Source organism: Flavobacterium shii (assembly GCF_025847235.1).
In the GTDB taxonomy this organism is placed as follows: Bacteria; Bacteroidota; Bacteroidia; order Flavobacteriales; family Flavobacteriaceae; genus Flavobacterium; species Flavobacterium shii.
Genome location: NZ_JAOZEW010000016.1, coordinates 65178 through 85618 on the forward strand (window position 1 = coordinate 65178; position 20441 = coordinate 85618).

The following is a 20441-nucleotide window of genomic DNA, read 5'->3' on the forward strand; positions in this document are numbered from 1 at the left end:
ATTTTCATAATTTAGAGATATCTAAGCTGTAAAACTTATGTATCGTCACAATTCAAACATAACCCTTCCCGAAGATCCTGATACTATTGTTTGGAAATACTTAGATTTATCTAAATTCCTGGACTTATTAATGTCAAAAAAACTATTCATGTCTCGTTCTGATAAATTTGAAGATCAGTACGAGGGCACGTTTAGCGAACCTACTTACGAAGAGATTAAAAAGCTCGCGATAGACAATCCCGATTTTATAAATTATTACAAAACGCATCGCGAAAAAGTAGCAATAAGCAGTTGGCATATTAATGAGTACGAATCGTTTGCCATGTGGCAGATATTTACCCAAAACAGCGAAGGATTAGCAATTCAATCTACCATTGGGAGATTGCAAAAAGCATTGAAACGAGAAAACTGTTTTGATCAGTATATAGGCGAAGTAAATTACATCGATTACAAAAAAGAATACATTCCGTTTGACGATTTATTCTTTCCTTTTTTATTTAAAAGAAAAAGTTTTCAATATGAGCGCGAGGTACGAATAATTACAGATACCTCCAAAAGCGATATTAAAATTAATGATGGATTAAGAATCAGTGTTGACCTTAAACATCTTATCGAAAGATTATACATTCATCCTAAATCGGAGAACTGGTATAAAAAACTCGTAATTGATTTAGTTCATAAACTAGGTTATGATTTTGATATCGAAAAATCGGATCTGGAGAGTGATATATTGATTTAGTTTTTTTTATTTTGGTAGTATCTCACTAACTGTGTAAGTTAAAAAATAATGGGACCATTAAACCACAATCATTTTTTTTAAATTATATTAATATTTCTTCTCTTCTCCTTCTCCAAATTTCATAGTAATAGGTATTCCAATATAATTTGGAATTAATTTAATCGGATCAAATGACTTTTGTGCTTTATTTTTTGAATCCTGTTTTAATGTTAACATAACCAGCCACTATTAAACCTGAAAATTTAGTAGTCCAATCAATCATATTGTCATAATTTGCGTTGGGGCTCGCAGTTATTTTAAAATAACAATCCCCTTTAATTCTATTAGTTAAAATAAGCTGTCTTGTAATTGAGACAGCTTAATTCTTCATTTTATCTTATTACTTCTAATGGAGCTCCGGGCTTTGGGCGATGAAATATAAAACCAAAATAATCAGTATATTGATCTGTTTCATAAACTAAAGGTGAAAAACCATCTTTATCCTCTAAAACAGCTAAACGACCATCACTATAGAATTTAGAAAAATCAATAGGATACATTTTTCCTTTTGCATCGAGTATTCTTTGTTTTATCTCATTATGCTCTTCGTTGACTTCAGATGAATTATAAAAAGCAATTAGATTTTCCTGATGTCTTCTTTCAATAATTTTATAATATTCGATGTAGTTGCCTGAATTTATTAAATTCCAAGTTTTTAAATAAAATTGCTGGACTTCATTTAATAAATGATCCTTATTCTCTTCCTTCAAATTAAATGAATATATCCAGCCAGTGACCTTATATGGTACAATAGCTTCAAAAGTCCAAGATTGCAAATATGTGTATTTGTCTTTAGATAAACTTTCATTAAATACACACTCTTGTACAACCTTTACGTCTGGCGAATCAAAGCCATTATATTGTACAATTTTAAAGGAATAATTTTGTAATTCACTTTTTGTAAGTTTGTCTGCTGAATGCAAAATTATTTGCAACATTTGAACTCCAGAAGATAGAATATCACCATTAATTGGTAATGTAATAATTGAAGCTTCCTTATCTTTATGCGAATAAATTGAAATCCCATTAACAAAAATCTCAAATGCTCCTATTGAATGAACTTTTATAGCGTATATCGGCTGTGTTTTATTCATCATTTTATTTTCCTCTTTTTTTATTTTTATATGTTTGCTATTATTATTTTCTTTCTTTTGACAACTTGCTATATTAAACATAAGTAGTCCTATTAAAATCATATTTTTCATTAGTCAAAGTGCATCATTAGTATTTCTTTTCTTCTCCCTCTCTAAATTTCATAATAATTGCAGTTCCTGTGTAACTTGGAATTATCCCAAATAGATTTATTTATTTTTTAGGAATTTTTATAACTTTTTATTCTTCTTTTTATCTAATAACTTCTAATTACAACCCAACAAACAGCAAAAACATGCAATAACTACAAATTGTTTCATATTAAATAAATTTTATCTGAAGGTATTAGTTCGGAATCCCACACAGCAGTCGGGATATATATTAACTTTCATGTGTTGTACCCTCCCATTTTTAAAATGCCTTTTTCAGTCATGCTCTTAGGTAGATAGGAATAAAATAAAAAACAAGCGTTGAATAAATGATAAAAAATAGCTGTAAATAATAATCTTATATTTGAATCCCTCAGATCTTTATAGCCTAAATATTGCTCAAAAATCCCTGTAAGTGAAAAACAAATAGTTCCTACAACCACCCAAAGAAAAACAACCCCGAAAAGTTTAAATAATAGACTATCCTTATCTCTTCCAATCGTAAAAGCAATACTTAAAATTTCAATTAAAAATCCTACTCCTTGCAATAATTGTCTAGGATTATCAAATTGTAAGCTCTTATAAAGAAAAAAAACAGGACCACATAATATGAATATTAAATCCGATCTGAAATTAAAATTCACATTTCTTATTTTGTAAATAAAATAACTAATTGTTGCAATAATGATGAATATAAAAAGTGGTGAAACGATGATCAATATAAAATTAGAGCTGAGCTCCTGATTCATATCATCCAACATAAATGCTTCTAAATAAAGATTAGATAAGTAAATACTATTCAGTACAGATAGTGTCGAAATAATAATATAGATTATTCTCTTTATTATCATGCTTAGGGTTCATTTAAAAAATATTTAATCTTGATAAAAAGCACTAAAAGCATTCCTAGTAAAGCCACTATAAAAAACCAAAAAGTCAAATAACATCCTACAGCTTTTTTTTCTCCTATTTTATTTTTTTTAGACATTTGATAATATTTACATTACCATACTTTTAGTTCATTGCTTCCAGCAGGCATATAGAGAATAATTGGTTTCGTTGCTCCATCTATCCCTTTGTCAGTTTTAAATTCTACATTTAAAATTTCGGTCTTATCTTTTTTATTCCTAAGAAGTCCTAGTTTATTATTAGCATACAGACCTATTTCATAATTTTTAATAGCATCTACTTTTCTATCGATTACATTTAATTTCAGCCTTGTTATATCCATGTTTTCTACCTTGTCTTCAGTAATTAATTCTTGCTTTGTAGCGTAGAGATATGAACAAGATTTTAAATCGCTATTTTCTATTTCTTTCATAAAATTGAACCAATCCCCTTTTACTAATAAATCTCTTAATTGATTATATTTTTTCAATATTTTTTCATCTATATTAGGGACTTTGGATAAGTCCTGAGCTGTTTCTAAATCTCTACTAAAATCAAATGGGACAGAAGCTTCAAATGGTATTTTTAGTTCTAAATAAGGTGTTTTTTTACTACCAACATCTTCGGGTAATTCTACATGAGCTAAATTTGTATAAGTATCTACTCCATCATCTTTGTCTTTGGCATATTTTAGTTTTACATCTACATCGGCATTATCAGCTATAAACTCTTCTCCCTCTTTAGGATATATTTGTATTGTTATAATTTGTTTACCTGATTTTGGTATATAATCGTTTATAAATAGAGGTGTACTCGCTCCAGTATTATCAAAAAAAGTTATCCAATGTGGTATATCGTTACAAGATACCAATACCCTGCAATTATTTTTATTGACTTGCAATATGTATAGAGGTCTTGTGTCAAACTTTTCTATTTTATCATATTTTTTACTTTGATAAGCAATAATTTCTTCTTCCATTTTTTTTTGAATTATAGGATTACTTTTTGAATTCTGTGCACAGCTATTTATAAAGAATAGACTTAAGATGCTAATACTAATTTTTTTAAAACACATACATTTTCTCTGATTTGCAAATATCTTTATGGTAATCTACTAGGTCAAATTTATCATTTAATCCATAATTTTTAGCTTTCTTTCCTTTTTGATATATAGTCAATTTCCCAACGACTTTTAAAGTAATCCCTGTAAAATCAGCCCTAAGTTGTACATACATTCCATTTTCATCACGCCCTCCTGTAACTATGCCAACAAACCCACATTCTGCTTCTGCTGATAGCTGTCCGTCAAACCCCGTTTTACTTATTTCTTCCCCTCCCGATTTGTCTGACTTTGTGTAAATTACTTTATCAATAGTTGCTTTAATTTTAAATCCTAATTCAACACCTATTAATAGTGAAATTTTAGCATCAGTTTTATCATTACTAGAATTAATAAAGTCAATAGTTTGTCTTATATCAATTTTACCCTTTACATACAAATTAAAATAAAGTTCACTATCAATTTTCACCGGGGTATTATCACACATCCACTGTGCACCTACTTTTACATATCTTAAAGCTACTAATACGGGTTTAACAATTGGTATATACTCTGCGGCGGCCACCAAATCAATTCCTCCCTTACCTTGTATTAAGGGTTCAAATCCAAATTGTAAATTACCTATGGTTTTTATTTTTCCATCTTTTTTGTCCAAATCCCAGTACCATCCACCACCGACACGTATAGTAGGGAAACTGAACTCTATAAAAACCGGAAGAGATGAACCTGTAGTACCTTTTTGCATTACTCCTTGCGCAGTACCCTTTGCAGCTTCATCTCTGTGGGATATTGTGTCTAAAATTTCTTTTACACTACTCAATTTTGATAATATTTCGTTTAGTTTATCTTCAATATTAGCTCCATAATCAAATGTATTAGCTCCATTATTTGTACTTGCTTTTATATGCAATTCTCCAGTAAAGTCTTTTGCCATTTTCTTAGCAGAAACTCCGGTTTCTCTTGCCTTTTTTTGATGTATTTGAAATATATTTTTTCGTGTAGGTTTGCCATTTTCATCTGTAACTATTGGATCCCCAAAAGAATCTTTATCGTTAGGCATCCTTGTATGAGAAAAACTTTCTGAAGTTTTGGACATAATCAAAATGTAAGCCTCCCATTTTACATCGGGCACAGTTACTAAATTCATTTTATGCTGATGTCTGCATGTATTTGAGTGAATATCAATTCTAGGTAAGCTCTTCAATTTAGAATCAGTTAGAAAAAAATAATCAAATAATTTATTTTCATCATAATCAAAAAAAGCAGTCCCTTCGATACTTTTAGATTCATGATTAGTTATACTTATGTTTTTAGGCAATTTTAATGGATCATACTTAAAAATATTTTTTCCGTGATCATTACTTTTTCCATGAAATCGACATTCGTCAGTATCACTTTTTTCATCCACTTTTATGTTGAATTTTTTAGGTACAGACCCTAAGATTAATCCTATTTCAATATTAGGATTTTGACCAACTCCAGAATTTTCTTTAAATATTTCAATAGGCTTTTCATCCTTTTCATATTCCAGTGTAATCTCGGTATATTGGCAAGGATGAAAAGCTGCTACATTAGTTGCTACTTCCCCGATTATCACAGGTTTGTTACTTACTTCTATAGGAGATGTTAGTATCAAACTATTAGCCTCAACATCTAAAAAGTCTGTATCAAAATCTTCAAAATAAGTACCAGTCTTCATTGATTTTATGACAGGGAAAATTTTTAACTCTTTTCCAACTTTCTCCCATGTTGCATCAATTAACACTTCTATTTCTATTTTTTGGGTATACTGTTCTTGCTCTACACTATTATTTGTTGTGTTTTGTTCGCTTTTTGTCAACGAATCGGAAATTCCTAATTTACCAATATCATTTTTCTTTACTTTTAGTATATCCACTCCTCTCCTAAAAGCTGGAGCTCCAGAAATGTGTAGGTCATCATTAGACTTAATTAAATTTTTATTAATGAGTTTTATTTCTACCTCCTGCCCATACATCGCTACAGTATAAACATGCAATATTACTTTTGACATAAACCCCACACTACCTTTTATAGGTTTATACTCCACATTTGTCCACTCTGTTTGAATTATTTTGGGCACACCCTTTGCTTGTATATATACTCCGTAAGGAATTTTCCCAACCGCTCCTTCATTTTCATGAAATGCTTCGAGCCATGCCAGCCCTCCACCTACCAAGAGTTCTGGAAATACAATCCTTTGTTTACCTGTAGTTTTTATTTGAGAAACTCCTTTACCAAAAGACTTATTATGTGAAATATCCTTATAATCTACTTTTTTACCTACCAACTGCCAACACCAGTTTACATCTTCATATTTTTTTGTAAGAGCCAGAGATTGTTTATCAAATGTTTCCCAATCCTGTATATTATGTTTGTAATTTTCTTCTAATTTTTTTTTATTCCAACCTACTTTTGCATGTTCTTCCCACTTTTTTATAGCAAACTCTTTTGATGCTTTCTTCTTTTCTTCTAATACTTTTATTTTTTTTTCATCCTCTTGATATTCCTTAATTGTTACAGAAAAAAATGCTGCTTTAGGCAAAACAATACTTCCTAGCGAAGCATCATAAGATTGCCCTTTTTCTAATATTGGAATTATGTGTAATTTGTTATCGCCCATAATATTTAAATATTTGGTATTTGTAATATCCCTACTCCGTCAATGTTTAGGTTCATTACAGGGTTTATTATTTTAATAATTTCAGGATTAGCATTTTTAATATTCTGCTTGGTGATTTCACATACTTGCCCATTATTAATAATCTGTATACAAGCACTTCCTGCTACAGAACAAGTCGCTTTACTATCTTCTAATAAAGGTTTACCATTATTGTCTTTTAAAGTTATCTTTTCATAATAATCTTCCCACTTCGTAATTACTGGTTTACAAGAGCTGTTGTTCATTTTTGCACAGCTTCCAAAAGTGTTTTTTTCAAAAGTCTGTCCTATATCTTTATGGGTTGCCATTAATTTTGATTTTGCCTCCCAATCATTTATAAAACGTTTGTTTTGGGTTTTTACTTTCAACGTATCGGGTGCTGTACCAAACTGGCATTTACAAATTGCTCCCTGGCATACTAAATGTATTTGACTCATCCTTCTATTATTTTAGTTAATAATAATTACTTGTCCTTAAAATCCAGATTATTACAAATCCACAATTTTTAACATTCCATCAACTTCACCTAAGGAGTTTTGCCCTGCATCTACAATTGATAACATCCCTCCTTCTTTACAGAATAACAATGATTTTGTTGTAATATAATGACCTTCTGTAGTCCCGAAATTTGCAGGATATCTCCAGGTTTGATCCAATGCCTTAAAAACACAGGCTTGTTTACGTAACGTACAAAAAACAAAATCACCAATATTTAAATTATTTTCTAATATTGGGTTTTTATCATCAATTGTGCATCCATAATAGGGTGAATCTAAAAAAGTTGAATCTGTGCTACCATATTCACAATGTATTCTTGCTTCTTCTACTGCTATATAATCCATCATCATTTTATAATTAAAAATTTTTAATCCGTTTTTCTTTTAAATTACATTTAGCTACTACCTACTTCACCAAAATTTATCCCAAAATCCTTGTTCCTTTATTTCCTTCACATTAATAATTTCAGAACTCCAATCTATTTGATCTGATATGGGATTTAATATATTTATTTTTTGTTTTTTTAGTCCTATTTCATAAGTCTCAAATTCTATAGTAGAAACAGTTTCTTTATCCTTTCTTGAATTTATAAAGCCTGTTATTGAAAATATGGTTTTGCTATCATAATGCAGTTTATATTGAAAATCCATATTACCACTAATTCCATCTTCTAATTTCCCTGCTTCAAACACAGTGTCTTTCAATTCAACTTCTCTATTTCCTTTAATATCATCAAGCACTTGTTCACGCGACAGGAGCTCTTTACTTGGCTTTCTATCAGAATTTATAATTCCCTTACGGTTAACATGAAATTTGGCTGTTAAACTTTGAAACTCATCAACATTTTGAAATATTTTAAACTGAAAATCATTATCTATAAATAATAAATCAGGTGAGTAATTTTGATATATGGGTGAAAAATAAATCTTATAAAATGGGTGTTCTACAAGATTTTTTCTCAATAATGTAGCCGACTCAATACTCTTTTCAAATGACGAAAGCAATTTTATTATTATATCACCACCTTTATAAAATTTAAGAATCGAAGGCTTAAGTTTTTCCCATCTTTCTTGTATTTCTTTAATATTAAGTATCTCGCGTATTTCGCCATTCCTTTTTAAACTCATCAATAAAGGATATAATGCTTTAGAAATTTTGTCGGCTAGTTGTTCAATTACCATTTCTGGCTCTTTACTATTCACATATACTTGGTTAATTTCAAATTTTACAATAGAAAAATCATTTTCTTTTTTTACAAACTCTATTTGCGCTGTAAAATGAATTTTATTGATCAATTGATCATTATTTTTATAAAATATCGTAGTTCCATATTCACGCTTTAGGCCATTCATTGCGGTTAAACGTAAGTTGTTGTTAGCACCTAGCAGTACTTTTTTAACAGTATTCTTTTCCGATAGTTTAGTTTCTATAAATGATTCTAAATTAGGCAGTAAAATATATTCAATTTTTCGAATGGGTAATCCTAACTCTACTAAATCACATAGTTCGCAGTATCGATTGTGATAAGATCTCACTTCGGCTGCAGGAATCCCAATTTTTATTGCTATAGCCTCTATTGTATCGCCTCTCTGAACTTTATATTTTTTAAAATTATCCATTTCATTAAAATATTTATTATCAAATATAAATAATTTCCTATATAATAAATAAATTTAAATCAAAAAAATCTTATAAATTTAAATTAGATCCAAAAAAAAGAGGCAGCGCTTATTTAAAAACGCTGCCTCTTTTTAATTTATTTAAAACCTTAAATCGGCTTATAGCTAATTACTTTCCAATCCTTACCAGCCAGATTGATGTAGTTATAATGCAAAACATCATTTTTATCAAACTGTCCATTTTTGTTCGTATCCTCGATAGTTCTAAAATACAAACGATTCTTGGATTCAATTATATTCCAGTCTATTAATTCCTGAAAATCATCAGATACTTTAGTAAATCTTTCTCCACTAATATCACTTAAATACAGTGCTTTTATATCGCTTGTATCTAATTTTCCATCTTTATTAGTATCCATATCAACCATGGTATAAACCATAACATGATTATGAGTTCTATCGGCGATAGTTTTTAAATAAGTTGCCGTTTGGATTAAAACAGGCTTATCTGTTAAAGGTCGTAAAGAATCTGAGTCTATTTTTTGAAATTTCAAATTTTGCAAATATCCAGTAATTTCATATTCACCAATATTCGAAATTGTAAAACTTATATCATTCACACTCGATGAACCATAACGTGCTTTAGTACCTCTTTCATACACTCTTACATCTCCAACCGGGTGAATAAGATAATTTGTCCCTTCCATCTGAATTGGCAAATCGGCAATGGCAACTTGAGTTGAATCAACTTTGGCTATAACTTTTGAAGCTGTAGTAGCATCATAAGTTACCTTTGGTTTTTCGACTTCATTCTTACAACTTACTAAAAGTAAAACCGAAAGACTTATTATGGATATATGTATTTGTTTCATATTGTTTCATTAAAAAATAAATTCAAATGTAATCAATTTTAAAAATGGTTAGTTCATTTACAATCAATTTATACATTCTAAACTACCTTTTCCAGTGGTTTATTATAACCTCGCACTTAATTTTATATTAAAAACTCTTGATGTCATATAATTAGGAATTGCATATTGATTTTTAGAATATACATCTCTAACCCAAGTATTCGTGATTGCATTTTGATTATCGAAGAGGTTAAAAATTTCAAATCCAAGAGACAATTCTTTAAAGTCTTTAAATAATCTACTCTTTGAAACTCTGTTATTATCAATAAAAACTTTAGAGAAACCAACATCTGCTCTACGGTAATCATTTAATCTATTCTGGTATAAATACGGATCTGCATACGAAGGTGAACCACCAGGCAAGCCAGTATTATAAACTAAATTTAGATATAATTTTATACTTGGAATATTAGGCATATAATCTTGAAACAAAAGCGCAAATTTTAATCGTTGATCTGTTGGTCGGGCTATATATCCTTTACCTTCATAATTTTCTTCGGTTTTTAAATACCCAAAACTAAACCATGATTCTGTTCCTGGTACAAACTCCCCATTTAATCTTAAATCAAGCCCTTGAGCATAAGCCTTTGCATTATTATCGGCTATATACCGAATCCTTACATTATCTATCGTATAAACATTTACATCCGACAACGATTTATAATATAATTCCGAAACCAGTTTAAACGGTCGGTTCCACATTTTAAAATTATAGTCATTACTTAAAACAACATGTACGGATTGCTGTGCTTTAGTATTTGGCAATACTTCTCCGCTTGGATCACGTAATTCTCTATAAAAAGGAGGTTGATGATATACCCCGCCAGATAATCTAAATACCATGTCCATATCCCAATCTGGTTTTAAGGCAAATTGAGCACGCGGACTGAACACAAATTGATTTTTCCCCTCGACAATACCCCCCGACACACTCCAGTCTTGAAAACGAGCTCCGGCATTATACCAAACTTCATTAGACCCCAGATAACCTTTTCGGCTCCATTGCGCATAACCCGAAAATCTATTTATGGTATTAAAATTTATCGCTCTCACATTTTGATATGGTAACAACGGTCCCGTATAAGGTTCGTAAGGCTGATTGTTTTTAGGTAAATTTACAATTGGTGGGTTTACCGAAAAGCCAGCCGAATCAATCATTTCCCACTCTGCTACACGATCCCGTATAGATTCACGAGTATATTTAACCCCAAATTCCAGAAGATTCTCTTGCCAGTTATAAATTCCTTTTACTTCGGCATTTACAATTAAAGCATCAAGATCATTTCGAGCATGATTTAATTGTGTCCCAATTCCTTTGGTATAATTAACTTCTTGCAAAACAACAGAACCATCTCCATCAACTTCACCCAAACGATATTGAGCCAAAATATCATAGTGTTCTTGTTCCTGTGTATGAAAAATAGAACCTATAAATTTTAAAGTAAAATCTGGAGAAACATTGTATGTTGTTTTTATTGCCCCAAAATAAGTATCATATTTATCTCTTTCCTGTCCTTCATAATACACCGCCAAAGCCATTGGCTTATCAACAGTACCAAACTTTGTTTCTCGGGTTAATGGCTCATAAAGATATTTATTTTGAGAAATCGCACCTAGAAAACTCCACTGCCATTTAGCCGAAGCTACATAATTTATATTAGTTTGAATATCTGTATACGATGGTGTATAATTCGTTTGTGTATCCTGACTATTTACAAGCAAACTATTATTGCGATAACGAACTCCTGTAATTGCCGACCATTTCTTGTTCTTAGAAACTGCATCTACTGCAACACTTCCGCCAAGAAAACTCGCTTCAAAAGCTGCTCCAAATTTAGTTGGTTTTCTATATGTAATATCTAATACCGAAGAAAGTTTATCTCCAAATTTAGCTTGAAATCCTCCTGTCGAAAAATCAACATTTTGTACTAAATCTGTATTAGTAAAACTTAATCCTTCCTGTTGCCCGGAACGAATTAAGAAAGGACGATATACTTCGATCTCGTTTACATAAACTAAATTCTCATCATAATTTCCTCCACGAACAGCATATTGCGTACTAAGTTCATTGTTCGAATTTACTCCGGGTAATGTTTTAAGAATATTCTCGATTCCAGCATTAGCACCAGGAATCTTCTTTATGGTCGATTGATCTACAATTGTAATTCCCTGAACTCTTTTTTTATTTGCCGAGACAATAATTTCTCCCATTTGCTCCGCATAACTATTCATAACAGGATTAAAAACGAATATTTCATTCGGCTTTAAACTTACAGTCATAGACATCATTTTCTGTGAAACGTGAGTAAAAATGATAGTCACTTTTTTATTCGATGGAATTGAAATCTCAAAAAAACCATTAGAATTAGATTGTGTTACATTTCCCGAATAGGATACATTTACATCAACAACTGGGCGATTTATTTCATCAAGAATTACCCCTTTCACCCGTGCATTTTGCGCAAAAGAAATAAAACCAATAGATAAAAAAAGAAAAACGAATAGTAGGTTCTTATTCAAGAGTTATATTTTTACTTAGTTTGGCTTCTAAAAAAATGAGTTTCAAAGATAGCAGAATTCCCCACATTATCAACAACTTCTATTTTTAAATCATTAGCTCCTTCTGCAACAATTCCGTCATTAAAGTCATATGTAATTTTTTTTGTTTTGTTATCATATTCAAATAGAATCCAATTGCCGTTTAAATACCCGTTATAGGATTTTATCCCAGATAAATCATCATTAATTGTAAACTGAATTTTCTTAACATCATTAATCCATTTATCCTGAATTGGTTTTGCAATTCTAATCGTTGGTCGAATCGTATCCAAAACTAATCCGAATTGCCCCAATATTTTTGATTTTGCAGTATAAACATTACCCTTTCTGGAAGTCGCATTATAACTACTACTCTTACCCGTCATTCTGCCTATATAAACTTTATCTTTGAGATTCTCGGGATATTTTGCATCTTCGATAGTAACTGTAAAATTAGAATGTACAGGAACAGTATCATCATGAACATAAATACGGTCATTTTTCACATCAAAATTCAAATTAAAGTCGTCATAAAATGTTCCTGCCGGAAAAAATACCGACATATTATCTTTAGAAAAATTAGCATCCTTATTATACCTCACCAAATAATTAGAAACTTCGGGTGCCGGACTTACAATTACAGGCAATGAATCGTATTGAATCGGTATATTAACCGTGCTTTTATTGCCGTAATAATCCGATACTTCTACACGATACGCCGAAGCTAGATTCGGTACCACAGGAAGCACACCATTGATCGAATCTGTTTTTATGATGCTCAAGGCAAAAGGCGTTTTCATAAATAACTTTTGTACTCTTTGCCCCGTTTTTTTATATCTGGCATAATCAATAAAAGCATTTATATATCGCATTTCATCAAAAGAATAAGTATTGAATTCATATCCAAAATTCGACTTCCCATTATAAAAAGACTCTACTTTATAAACTCCATTTTTATTAAAAGAGACATCATCATAGTCGACAGCAGTAATTCCAAAGCCAACTTTTCCATTTGTTGCAACACGATCAGATAAATAAGTCCCATCTTTTTGCAATGACAAATTAAGCATTAAAGGAACTTTCGATTGATTAACTGTTGTTTTATCGTCAAGCGGATAAACATACAAATTAGAAACTGTAGGCTTTTTTGTATCCTTCATGTATTTATCAAATCCAAAAAGCATTGGATTGATAACAAATTCTGTTTTCGAATCTCTAAATTCAAAATGCAGATGTGGTCCTTCCGAAGACCCTGTATTGCCCGACAACGCAATTAATTGTCCTTTGGTAACAACCATTTCTCCAGGTTTTAGAAACATTTCGATTTCAAATGATTTCTCTTTATAATGTATTTTTTTTACATATTCCTGAATTGGACCAACCATACTTTGCAAGTGCCCATAAACAGATGTATACCCATTGGCATGAGTTATGTACAATGCTTTGCCATTTCCAAAAGTCGAAATTTTAATTCTTGATATATATCCATCGGCAACGGCGAACACATTTAAACCTTCTCTTTGATTCGTTTTTAAGTCAAAACCCGCATGAAAATGATTAGGTCGCAACTCCCCAAAATTACCCGAAAGTTGCATCGGAATATCAAGAGGTGGTCTAAAATAATCTTTTGGATAATCTGTCTGAGCAGAAATAAAATTACAAAAAAACAGAAAAAGTACAGAATATCTCATGATTTACATTTTTGCTAAGATAAAAAAAAGTTAGTAAAATAATTACTAAAATTACAAAATACAATACATTGAATTCCATTAATTTGCTATTTTTAATGCAAAAAAATCGATAAAATATTGCATTAATAAAAAGGAATACTAACTTTGTATGATTAAGTAATGAATAGGATTTATAATGAGTGTAATTGCCGAAATAATTGATACTCTTGAATATAAAGTAGAAAAACTTTTTGCGAAGCTAAAAGGTTTAGAAAAAAACAATCAAGAACTAAAGTCAGAATTAATAGAGGCTAAACACACCATACAACAACAATCCGAAGAGATTGAGGGGCTTAAAAAGCAGTATGAAACACTCAAAATCGCCAATTCTTTACTTGGCAGTAACGATAATAAGAGAGATACAAAGCTTAAAATAAATTCATTAATTCGCGAAATCGATCACTGTATAGCGCAACTATCAGACTAGTAAAATCATGGACGAAAAGCTTAAAATTAAAATATCAATCGCTGACAGAGTCTATCCATTAACGGTAGATCTATCACAGGAAGAAGGACTTAGAAGTGCTTCAAAAAAAATTGATGTGATGATAAAGCAATTCGAAGAAAACTACGCTGTTCGTGATAAACAGGATGTTTTGGCCATGTGTGCATTACAATTTGCCTCGCAAGTGGAGCAAAAACAAATCGATAAAATTATTGATGGAGATGAAACTATTGAACGAATTAAAAGAATCAACAGCCTTTTAGATCAATATCTCGAAAATTAAACGTTCTTTACAGAAACTAAGATACTGCCTACATTAGTTCATATTTGGTAAACTCAACACTAACAAATTAGAATGAGCAAATCATCACTACTAAAGCATGCCACGCTTCGGCGAGGAAACTTGAACAGTGAGTTAGCTCAAAACTTGTCTTTTCGAGTTTATACAAGCAATCTAATGTAGGCTTTTTTATATATAAATTTTAACAAACATGGACAGCATAATAACGATCATCATTTCAGGAATTATAGGTATTGCAGCAGGTTTTGGGATAGCCAAGATCATCGAAAAAAGCAATATTTCCAACTTAATCAAGAACGCAAAAAAAGAAGCAGCATCTATTTTAAAAGATGCTAATCTGGAAGCCGAAAACATCAAGAAAGACAAAATACTTCAAGCAAAAGAAAAGTTTATTGAATTAAAATCAGAGCACGAACAAGTAATCCTTTCAAGAGATAAAAAAGTAGCCGAAGTAGAGAAAAGAGTGAGAGATAAAGAATCTCAAATTTCTAATGAATTATCAAAAGCTAAGAAAACCAACGACGATTACGAAGCTAAAACACAAGAATACACTAACAAAATTGAAGTTTTAGATAAAAAGCAATCAGAAGTTGATAAATTACACAAAAGCCAATTACAACAACTAGAAGTAATTTCAGGTCTTTCTGCAGATGAAGCCAAAAACCAATTAATGGAAGGTTTAAAAGCAGAAGCAAGAAGTAATGCAATGTCTCATATTCAAGATACTATTGAAGAGGCAAAACTAACTGCGCAACAAGAAGCTAAGAAAATTATCATTAATACAATCCAGAGAGTTGGAACAGAAGAAGCAGTTGAAAACTGTGTATCTGTATTTAACATCGAATCGGATGATGTAAAAGGAAGAATCATTGGTCGTGAAGGAAGAAACATCCGCGCGCTAGAAGCCGCAACAGGTGTTGAAATCATTGTAGATGATACTCCGGAAGCAATTATACTTTCTTGCTTTGACCCGGTAAGAAGAGAAATTGCCCGTTTGGCATTACACAAATTAGTTACAGATGGTCGTATCCACCCAGCACGTATCGAAGAAGTTGTTGCTAAAACTGCAAAACAAATCGACGATGAAATAATCGAAGTAGGTAAACGTACTGTTATCGATTTAGGAATTCACGGTTTACACCCAGAATTAATAAAAGTTGTAGGCCGTATGAAATACCGTTCTTCTTATGGACAGAACTTATTACAACACTCTAGAGAAGTATCTAAATTGTGTGGTATTATGGCTGCCGAATTAGGATTAAACGTAAAACTTGCAAAAAGGGCAGGTTTACTTCACGATATTGGTAAAGTTCCAGATACCGAAAGTGACTTACCACACGCTTTATTAGGAATGCAATGGGCTGAGAAATACGGCGAAAAAGAAGAGGTTTGTAACGCAATTGGAGCTCACCACGACGAAATCGAAATGAAATCATTGTTATCACCAATCGTTCAGGTTTGTGATGCAATCTCTGGTGCAAGACCAGGTGCAAGAAGACAAGTATTAGATTCTTATATCCAACGTTTAAAAGATCTTGAAGAAGTAGCTTACGGATTTAATGGAGTTAAAAATGCTTATGCTATTCAAGCAGGTAGAGAACTTCGTGTAATTGTAGAAAGCGAAAAAGTATCGGATGACAATGCTGCAAGCTTATCATTTGACATCTCACAAAAAATCCAAACCGAAATGACTTATCCAGGTCAGGTGAAAGTAACCGTAATACGAGAAACAAGAGCAGTAAATATTGCAAAATAAAGACACTTTAATCATAAAAAAACTCCTCAATTGAGGAGTTTTTTATTTTTAATACTTTTCTTTTTTTTACCATTAAGAGATTAAGAGAAATTAAGATTCATATCTTACTTAACCGCAAAGAGCGCAAGGTTTTACGCAAAGTTCGCAAAGTTACTAACTCAACCACATTCCCAAAATCATGGAGATTCTTCGACTCCTCTCAGAAAGACAAGTTTGTGGGTATTATAAGACCTTAAACCTTTCTTTTCTTTTAAATCTTAGCAACTAAGAACCTTAGTACCTTAGAGCCTTTGCAGCTCTGAACCTCTACACCTACAGCTCATCATTAAAAATAATTTTAAAAATAGTCCCTTCCCCCACAACACTTTCTACCAGAACCTCCCCTTTCATAGATTCAATCTGGTTCTTAGTAATATAAAGACCAATACCACGAGCTTCTTTATGTTTGTGAAAGGTTTTATACATTCCAAAAATCAAATCACCATACTTCTCCAAATCAATCCCAATACCATTATCTTTAATTTTTAAAGCTTTCCGACCATCAGTCTCAATTGCAAAAATAAATTCAATTACAGGACTCCTATCAGGGTGCGCATATTTAATTGCATTAGTTGTAAAATTCAACAAAACGCTTTCCAGATATGCAGGATTAAAATTAATCGTCACATAATCGGGTACATTATTAAGGATCGAAATTTTAGTCTTACTACTAAAAGCTTTAACTATAGAAACAGTCTTATCAATACTATATCTCAACTTTAAAGGCTTGATCACTATATCAAGATTACTTTGAATTTGAACTATTTGTTCTAAATTAGAAATCGTCTCATTTAAATCATTGGAAACCGTACGCAAATGAACCAACATTTCATCGATTGTTTCCTTACTATGATCATCATCTATAAAATCCAGAATACTTTTAATATTTCCTGCCTGCGTATTTAAATTATGAGAAACAATATGAGAAAAATTAAGCAATCGACTATTTTGATCACTAAACAATTTCATTGTTTTTATAAGCTCAAGTTCTTTTTCTTTTTGATAAGAAACATCCGTATGTGTACCGAGAACACGCAATGGCTTTCCAGTTGAATCTCTTTCTATTACTTTTCCGCGATCCAAAATCCATTTGTATTTACCATTAGAAGTTAATACGCGATGATAGTTTTCATAGTAAGGAACCTTATTATCAAAATGCTCCTGAATATCCGAATAATATTTAGGCAAGTCATCCGGATGAACAATTTTATCCCAACGTTCCGGATCATCAAAAATATCATTGGATTGTAATTCTAAAATCTTCAAAGATAATGACGAATAAAAAACTCGATTAGTAACCATATCCCAGTCCCAAACACCTACTGTAGAAGCATCCAAAGCAAATTGAAAACGTTCTTCAGAAAGCCTAAGCTTCAATTCATTACCCTTTACTTCTGTAATATCCGAAAACCTTCCATAAAAACTAACCTCTCCGCTTGGAGAAACCTCAGATTTAGAAGAAACTTTTAGCCAACGAATTCCTTTCTTTGGCAATAATACTCTAAATTCCAATTCCCAGGGAGTTATATTTTTTCTGGCATCCGAAAGTGATTTAATAAACACATGACGATCCTCTGCAAATATTCTTTTGTAAATACTAAACTTGCTACGATTTGTAAAGTCACTTGGGGATAATTCAAAAATCTCTTCTATAGATTTACTCACCAAAGGGAAAGAATAGGTATTATCAGTAGCAATAACAAACTTGAAAATTAAATCCGGGATTTCGTCAAATATTTTTTTATAAAAATTATTCAACCCTTGACAATTTGCATCTTCATTTAAATCAAAAACCATAATTGTGCATATATAAGTTTACCATTTTATTCAAAATAGAACAAAATTGATACTATTAATTTTAAAACATAAAAGTCGGAATAACTTCAATTTATCTTATCGTTCTTTTAAGCAGGAGAACAAACATCTCTTTACTACAAACAATACTTTCTTCTATATATTATTTTTCAAGACAAAAAACAAAAGTGATATTGAAAATTCCCTGACAGAAGACTACTTTCTTGGGTGAAAAGCATGAATAACCTGCGTTAAAAATGTTCTGTCCAAATGAACATATATTTCGGTTGTAGTAATCGACTCATGACCCAACATTAATTGTATAGATCGTAAATCGGCACCATTCTCAAGTAGATGAGTTGCGAATGAATGTCTTAAAGTATGTGGACTTATATTCTTATTTAATTTTATTTTTGAAGCCAAATCTTTGATAATAGTAAAAATCATGGCTCTTGTTAATTGACTTCCCCTTCTATTTAAGAATAAAGTATCTTCAAACCCTTTTTTTATGCCTAAATGTACACGCACAGAGTTTGCATAAATCGAAATATACTTTTGAGTTAATGTCCCAATTGGTACAAATCGCTCTTTATTTCCTTTTCCGGTAATTTTGATAAATCCCTCTTCAAAAAACAAATCAGATATTTTTAAAGCAACCAGTTCCGAAACCCTAAGTCCGCAGCCATATAAGGTTTCTAATATTGCTCGATTTCGTTCGCCTTCATTTGAACTTAAATTGATAGCATCAATCAGAGCATCAATATCGGCAACAGATAAAGTATCTGGTAATTTCCTTCCTGTTTTAGGCGACTCTATCAACTCCAAAGGGTTATCATTACGATAATCTTCGAATATCAAATAATTAAAAAAACTTTTCAATCCCGAAATTATTCTAGACTGAGAACGAGGATTTACCTCTTTGGAAACTGAATAAATAAATTGCTGAATCGTTTCTTCAGTAATTTTTACCGGAGAAATCTCAATTTCATTTTGAGAAAGAAATAGACATAATCGTTCAATGTCAAAAGCATAGTTTTCGATTGTATTTTTAGATAAACCACGTTCTATCTTAAGATATGATTGATAATCTTTTATATACCTGGTCCAATTCATAAAACAAAGGAAAGCAATTTTTAAACATAAAAAAAACCTTCTACCACTGCAGAAGGTTTTAAAGTATATTCAAAAAAATAAATCTAGAATTTGTATCCTAAAGATAATGCTAAAACACTGTTTCTAACACTATAATCCAAGTAATTCTCTAAGTTATCATATTCTTTCTCATAAACATCAGAGATTCCAATAGTATAACGAATACCAGCAGATAAATTCTCTGTAAAATTATATCCTGCTCCTAAATTGAAACCTAAATCTACCGATTTGTAATAATCTTTAGCATCATGTCCATCTTCTTTAGCAGATAACAAGAATCCTATTTGTGGACCTGCTTCTACAGTAAATTCTTTTGTTATATAATATTTAGCTAAAACAGGAATATTCAAATAATCCAATTTAGCATTATAACTCCCAAAAGAATCATCAAATTTAGCACCTTGAGCAGAGTACAAAATCTCAGGTTGAATAGCTAATTTTTCAATAATCTTGATTTCTGCAAAACCTCCAACTTGGAAACCTACCAAAGATTTAGCGTCATCTACGTAATTACCAGTTAAAGTTGTAAGGTTGACAGCTCCTTTTACTCCAAATCTTGTTTGTTGAGCATTCGTAAATCCAAATGCTAAAACTGCAACCATAGATAAAATAATTTTCTTCATTTTTATGTTTTGTTAAAATTTAGACCACAAACCTAGAAAACAAGGCATTAAATTCCAAAGTTTAGAACTAAAAATTAGATTTACAAAAAACCAAAACCAATTCACTTTCTAACTGTACAACATTGACTTATAACATATTATTACAGTTTTTCTCACTAAATTTAGTGATGGTTATTTTTATTCAAAACAGCCACAGATTAACCATGAAAAACCTACAAATGAAATAAACCCTTTTTATAATTACCATAAAATCAATGATAAATAGTAAGCATAATAATAAATGATTTTAAAAACAACCCTTATAACGCTTTGCAATATCAACACAGGACAAGTATTAAAACTAATAAGAGTTAAAAATATATTTAATACAAATGAAAATCACAGTATA

Annotated in this window: 18 protein-coding genes; 4 read left to right on the forward strand and 14 right to left on the reverse strand. The window is 31.0% G+C overall.

Going from position 1 to position 20441, the window contains the following annotated elements; genetic code table 11:
• Positions 1-37: 37 nt before the first annotated feature.
• Positions 38-739 (forward strand): DUF2971 domain-containing protein, encoded by a 702-nt coding sequence (locus OIU83_RS15185; protein ID WP_264207112.1) that lies wholly within the window; start codon positions 38-40, stop codon positions 737-739.
• An 87-nt stretch (positions 740-826) separates the two neighbouring features.
• On the opposite strand, the gene OIU83_RS15190 is transcribed toward OIU83_RS15185, so the two are convergent.
• The 11 genes from OIU83_RS15190 to OIU83_RS15240 all read right to left on the reverse strand — a co-directional run bounded on the left by OIU83_RS15190 (position 827) and on the right by OIU83_RS15240 (position 13904).
• Complete coding sequence (locus OIU83_RS15190; RefSeq protein ID WP_264207113.1) at positions 827-955, reverse strand: hypothetical protein; 129 nt, start codon at positions 953-955, stop codon at positions 827-829.
• 155 nt (positions 956-1110) lie between these two features.
• On the reverse strand, positions 1111-1974 hold the full coding sequence (locus tag OIU83_RS15195) for a hypothetical protein (protein ID WP_264207114.1): 864 nt from the start codon (positions 1972-1974) through the stop codon (positions 1111-1113).
• 284 nt (positions 1975-2258) lie between these two features.
• A complete protein-coding gene (locus OIU83_RS15200; protein WP_264207115.1) occupies positions 2259-2870 on the reverse strand; it encodes a hypothetical protein in 612 nt (203 codons plus the stop codon).
• Positions 2871-3022: 152 nt separating this feature from the next.
• Positions 3023-3886, reverse strand: coding sequence for a hypothetical protein (locus OIU83_RS15205; protein ID WP_264207116.1), 864 nt, complete (start codon positions 3884-3886; stop codon positions 3023-3025).
• Positions 3887-3971: 85 nt separating this feature from the next.
• Complete coding sequence (locus OIU83_RS15210; protein ID WP_264207117.1) at positions 3972-6608, reverse strand: hypothetical protein; 2637 nt, start codon at positions 6606-6608, stop codon at positions 3972-3974.
• Positions 6609-6613: 5 nt separating this feature from the next.
• Positions 6614-7084, reverse strand: a complete 471-nt coding sequence (locus OIU83_RS15215; RefSeq protein WP_264207118.1) for a DUF4280 domain-containing protein — start codon at positions 7082-7084, stop codon at positions 6614-6616.
• A gap of 51 nt (positions 7085-7135) precedes the next feature.
• Positions 7136-7495: a PAAR-like protein gene (locus tag OIU83_RS15220; RefSeq protein ID WP_264207119.1), complete on the reverse strand. Its 360-nt coding sequence runs from the start codon at positions 7493-7495 to the stop codon at positions 7136-7138.
• 60 nt (positions 7496-7555) lie between these two features.
• Complete coding sequence (locus OIU83_RS15225; RefSeq protein WP_264207120.1) at positions 7556-8764, reverse strand: hypothetical protein; 1209 nt, start codon at positions 8762-8764, stop codon at positions 7556-7558.
• A gap of 149 nt (positions 8765-8913) precedes the next feature.
• Complete coding sequence (locus OIU83_RS15230; protein WP_264207121.1) at positions 8914-9636, reverse strand: CREC-EF hand family protein; 723 nt, start codon at positions 9634-9636, stop codon at positions 8914-8916.
• 102 nt (positions 9637-9738) lie between these two features.
• Positions 9739-12195 carry a TonB-dependent receptor gene (locus tag OIU83_RS15235; protein WP_264207122.1) on the reverse strand — a complete coding sequence of 819 codons (2457 nt, stop codon included), beginning with the start codon at positions 12193-12195 and terminating at the stop codon, positions 9739-9741.
• 11 nt (positions 12196-12206) lie between these two features.
• Entirely contained in the window at positions 12207-13904 is a 1698-nt protein-coding gene (locus OIU83_RS15240; protein ID WP_264207123.1) for a M23 family metallopeptidase, read from the reverse strand.
• Between the two features lie 175 nt (positions 13905-14079).
• Between OIU83_RS15240 and OIU83_RS15245 the strand changes: the two genes are divergently transcribed.
• The 3 genes from OIU83_RS15245 (at position 14080) to rny (ending at position 16445) form a co-directional block, all read left to right on the forward strand.
• Positions 14080-14370, forward strand: a complete 291-nt coding sequence (locus tag OIU83_RS15245; protein WP_264207124.1) for a hypothetical protein — start codon at positions 14080-14082, stop codon at positions 14368-14370.
• A gap of 7 nt (positions 14371-14377) precedes the next feature.
• Positions 14378-14671, forward strand: a complete 294-nt coding sequence (locus tag OIU83_RS15250; protein WP_264207125.1) for a cell division protein ZapA — start codon at positions 14378-14380, stop codon at positions 14669-14671.
• A gap of 208 nt (positions 14672-14879) precedes the next feature.
• Entirely contained in the window at positions 14880-16445 is a 1566-nt protein-coding gene (gene rny, locus OIU83_RS15255) for a ribonuclease Y (RefSeq protein WP_264207126.1), read from the forward strand.
• Positions 16446-16757: 312 nt separating this feature from the next.
• Here the strand turns inward: rny and OIU83_RS15260 are convergent, their stop codons facing one another.
• From OIU83_RS15260 to OIU83_RS15270, 3 genes are all read right to left on the reverse strand, one after another.
• Positions 16758-18281 (reverse strand): PAS domain-containing sensor histidine kinase, encoded by a 1524-nt coding sequence (locus tag OIU83_RS15260; protein WP_264207127.1) that lies wholly within the window; start codon positions 18279-18281, stop codon positions 16758-16760.
• A gap of 213 nt (positions 18282-18494) precedes the next feature.
• Complete coding sequence (gene xerD / locus OIU83_RS15265; RefSeq protein WP_264207128.1) at positions 18495-19391, reverse strand: site-specific tyrosine recombinase XerD; 897 nt, start codon at positions 19389-19391, stop codon at positions 18495-18497.
• An 83-nt stretch (positions 19392-19474) separates the two neighbouring features.
• Positions 19475-20053, reverse strand: a complete 579-nt coding sequence (locus tag OIU83_RS15270) for a porin family protein (RefSeq protein WP_264207129.1) — start codon at positions 20051-20053, stop codon at positions 19475-19477.
• Positions 20054-20441 lie beyond the last annotated feature (388 nt).

What these genes read in the sequence shown, in the direction of transcription:
- OIU83_RS15270 (WP_264207129.1), bottom strand. Translation starts at nt 20,053, where the DNA reads ATGAAGAAAATTATTTTATCTATGGTTGCAGTTTTAGCATTTGGATTT.
- OIU83_RS15225 (WP_264207120.1), bottom strand. Translation starts at nt 8,764, where the DNA reads ATGGATAATTTTAAAAAATATAAAGTTCAGAGAGGCGATACAATAGAG.
- rny (WP_264207126.1), top strand. Translation starts at nt 14,880, where the DNA reads ATGGACAGCATAATAACGATCATCATTTCAGGAATTATAGGTATTGCA.
- xerD (WP_264207128.1), bottom strand. Translation starts at nt 19,391, where the DNA reads ATGAATTGGACCAGGTATATAAAAGATTATCAATCATATCTTAAGATA.
- OIU83_RS15250 (WP_264207125.1), top strand. Translation starts at nt 14,378, where the DNA reads ATGGACGAAAAGCTTAAAATTAAAATATCAATCGCTGACAGAGTCTAT.
- OIU83_RS15240 (WP_264207123.1), bottom strand. Translation starts at nt 13,904, where the DNA reads ATGAGATATTCTGTACTTTTTCTGTTTTTTTGTAATTTTATTTCTGCT.
- OIU83_RS15205 (WP_264207116.1), bottom strand. Translation starts at nt 3,886, where the DNA reads ATGGAAGAAGAAATTATTGCTTATCAAAGTAAAAAATATGATAAAATA.
- OIU83_RS15215 (WP_264207118.1), bottom strand. Translation starts at nt 7,084, where the DNA reads ATGAGTCAAATACATTTAGTATGCCAGGGAGCAATTTGTAAATGCCAG.
- OIU83_RS15190 (WP_264207113.1), bottom strand. Translation starts at nt 955, where the DNA reads ATGTTAACATTAAAACAGGATTCAAAAAATAAAGCACAAAAGTCATTT.
- OIU83_RS15245 (WP_264207124.1), top strand. Translation starts at nt 14,080, where the DNA reads ATGAGTGTAATTGCCGAAATAATTGATACTCTTGAATATAAAGTAGAA.
- OIU83_RS15195 (WP_264207114.1), bottom strand. Translation starts at nt 1,974, where the DNA reads ATGATTTTAATAGGACTACTTATGTTTAATATAGCAAGTTGTCAAAAG.
- OIU83_RS15260 (WP_264207127.1), bottom strand. Translation starts at nt 18,281, where the DNA reads ATGGTTTTTGATTTAAATGAAGATGCAAATTGTCAAGGGTTGAATAAT.
- OIU83_RS15220 (WP_264207119.1), bottom strand. Translation starts at nt 7,495, where the DNA reads ATGATGATGGATTATATAGCAGTAGAAGAAGCAAGAATACATTGTGAA.
- OIU83_RS15200 (WP_264207115.1), bottom strand. Translation starts at nt 2,870, where the DNA reads ATGATAATAAAGAGAATAATCTATATTATTATTTCGACACTATCTGTA.
- OIU83_RS15230 (WP_264207121.1), bottom strand. Translation starts at nt 9,636, where the DNA reads ATGAAACAAATACATATATCCATAATAAGTCTTTCGGTTTTACTTTTA.
- OIU83_RS15185 (WP_264207112.1), top strand. Translation starts at nt 38, where the DNA reads ATGTATCGTCACAATTCAAACATAACCCTTCCCGAAGATCCTGATACT.
- OIU83_RS15210 (WP_264207117.1), bottom strand. Translation starts at nt 6,608, where the DNA reads ATGGGCGATAACAAATTACACATAATTCCAATATTAGAAAAAGGGCAA.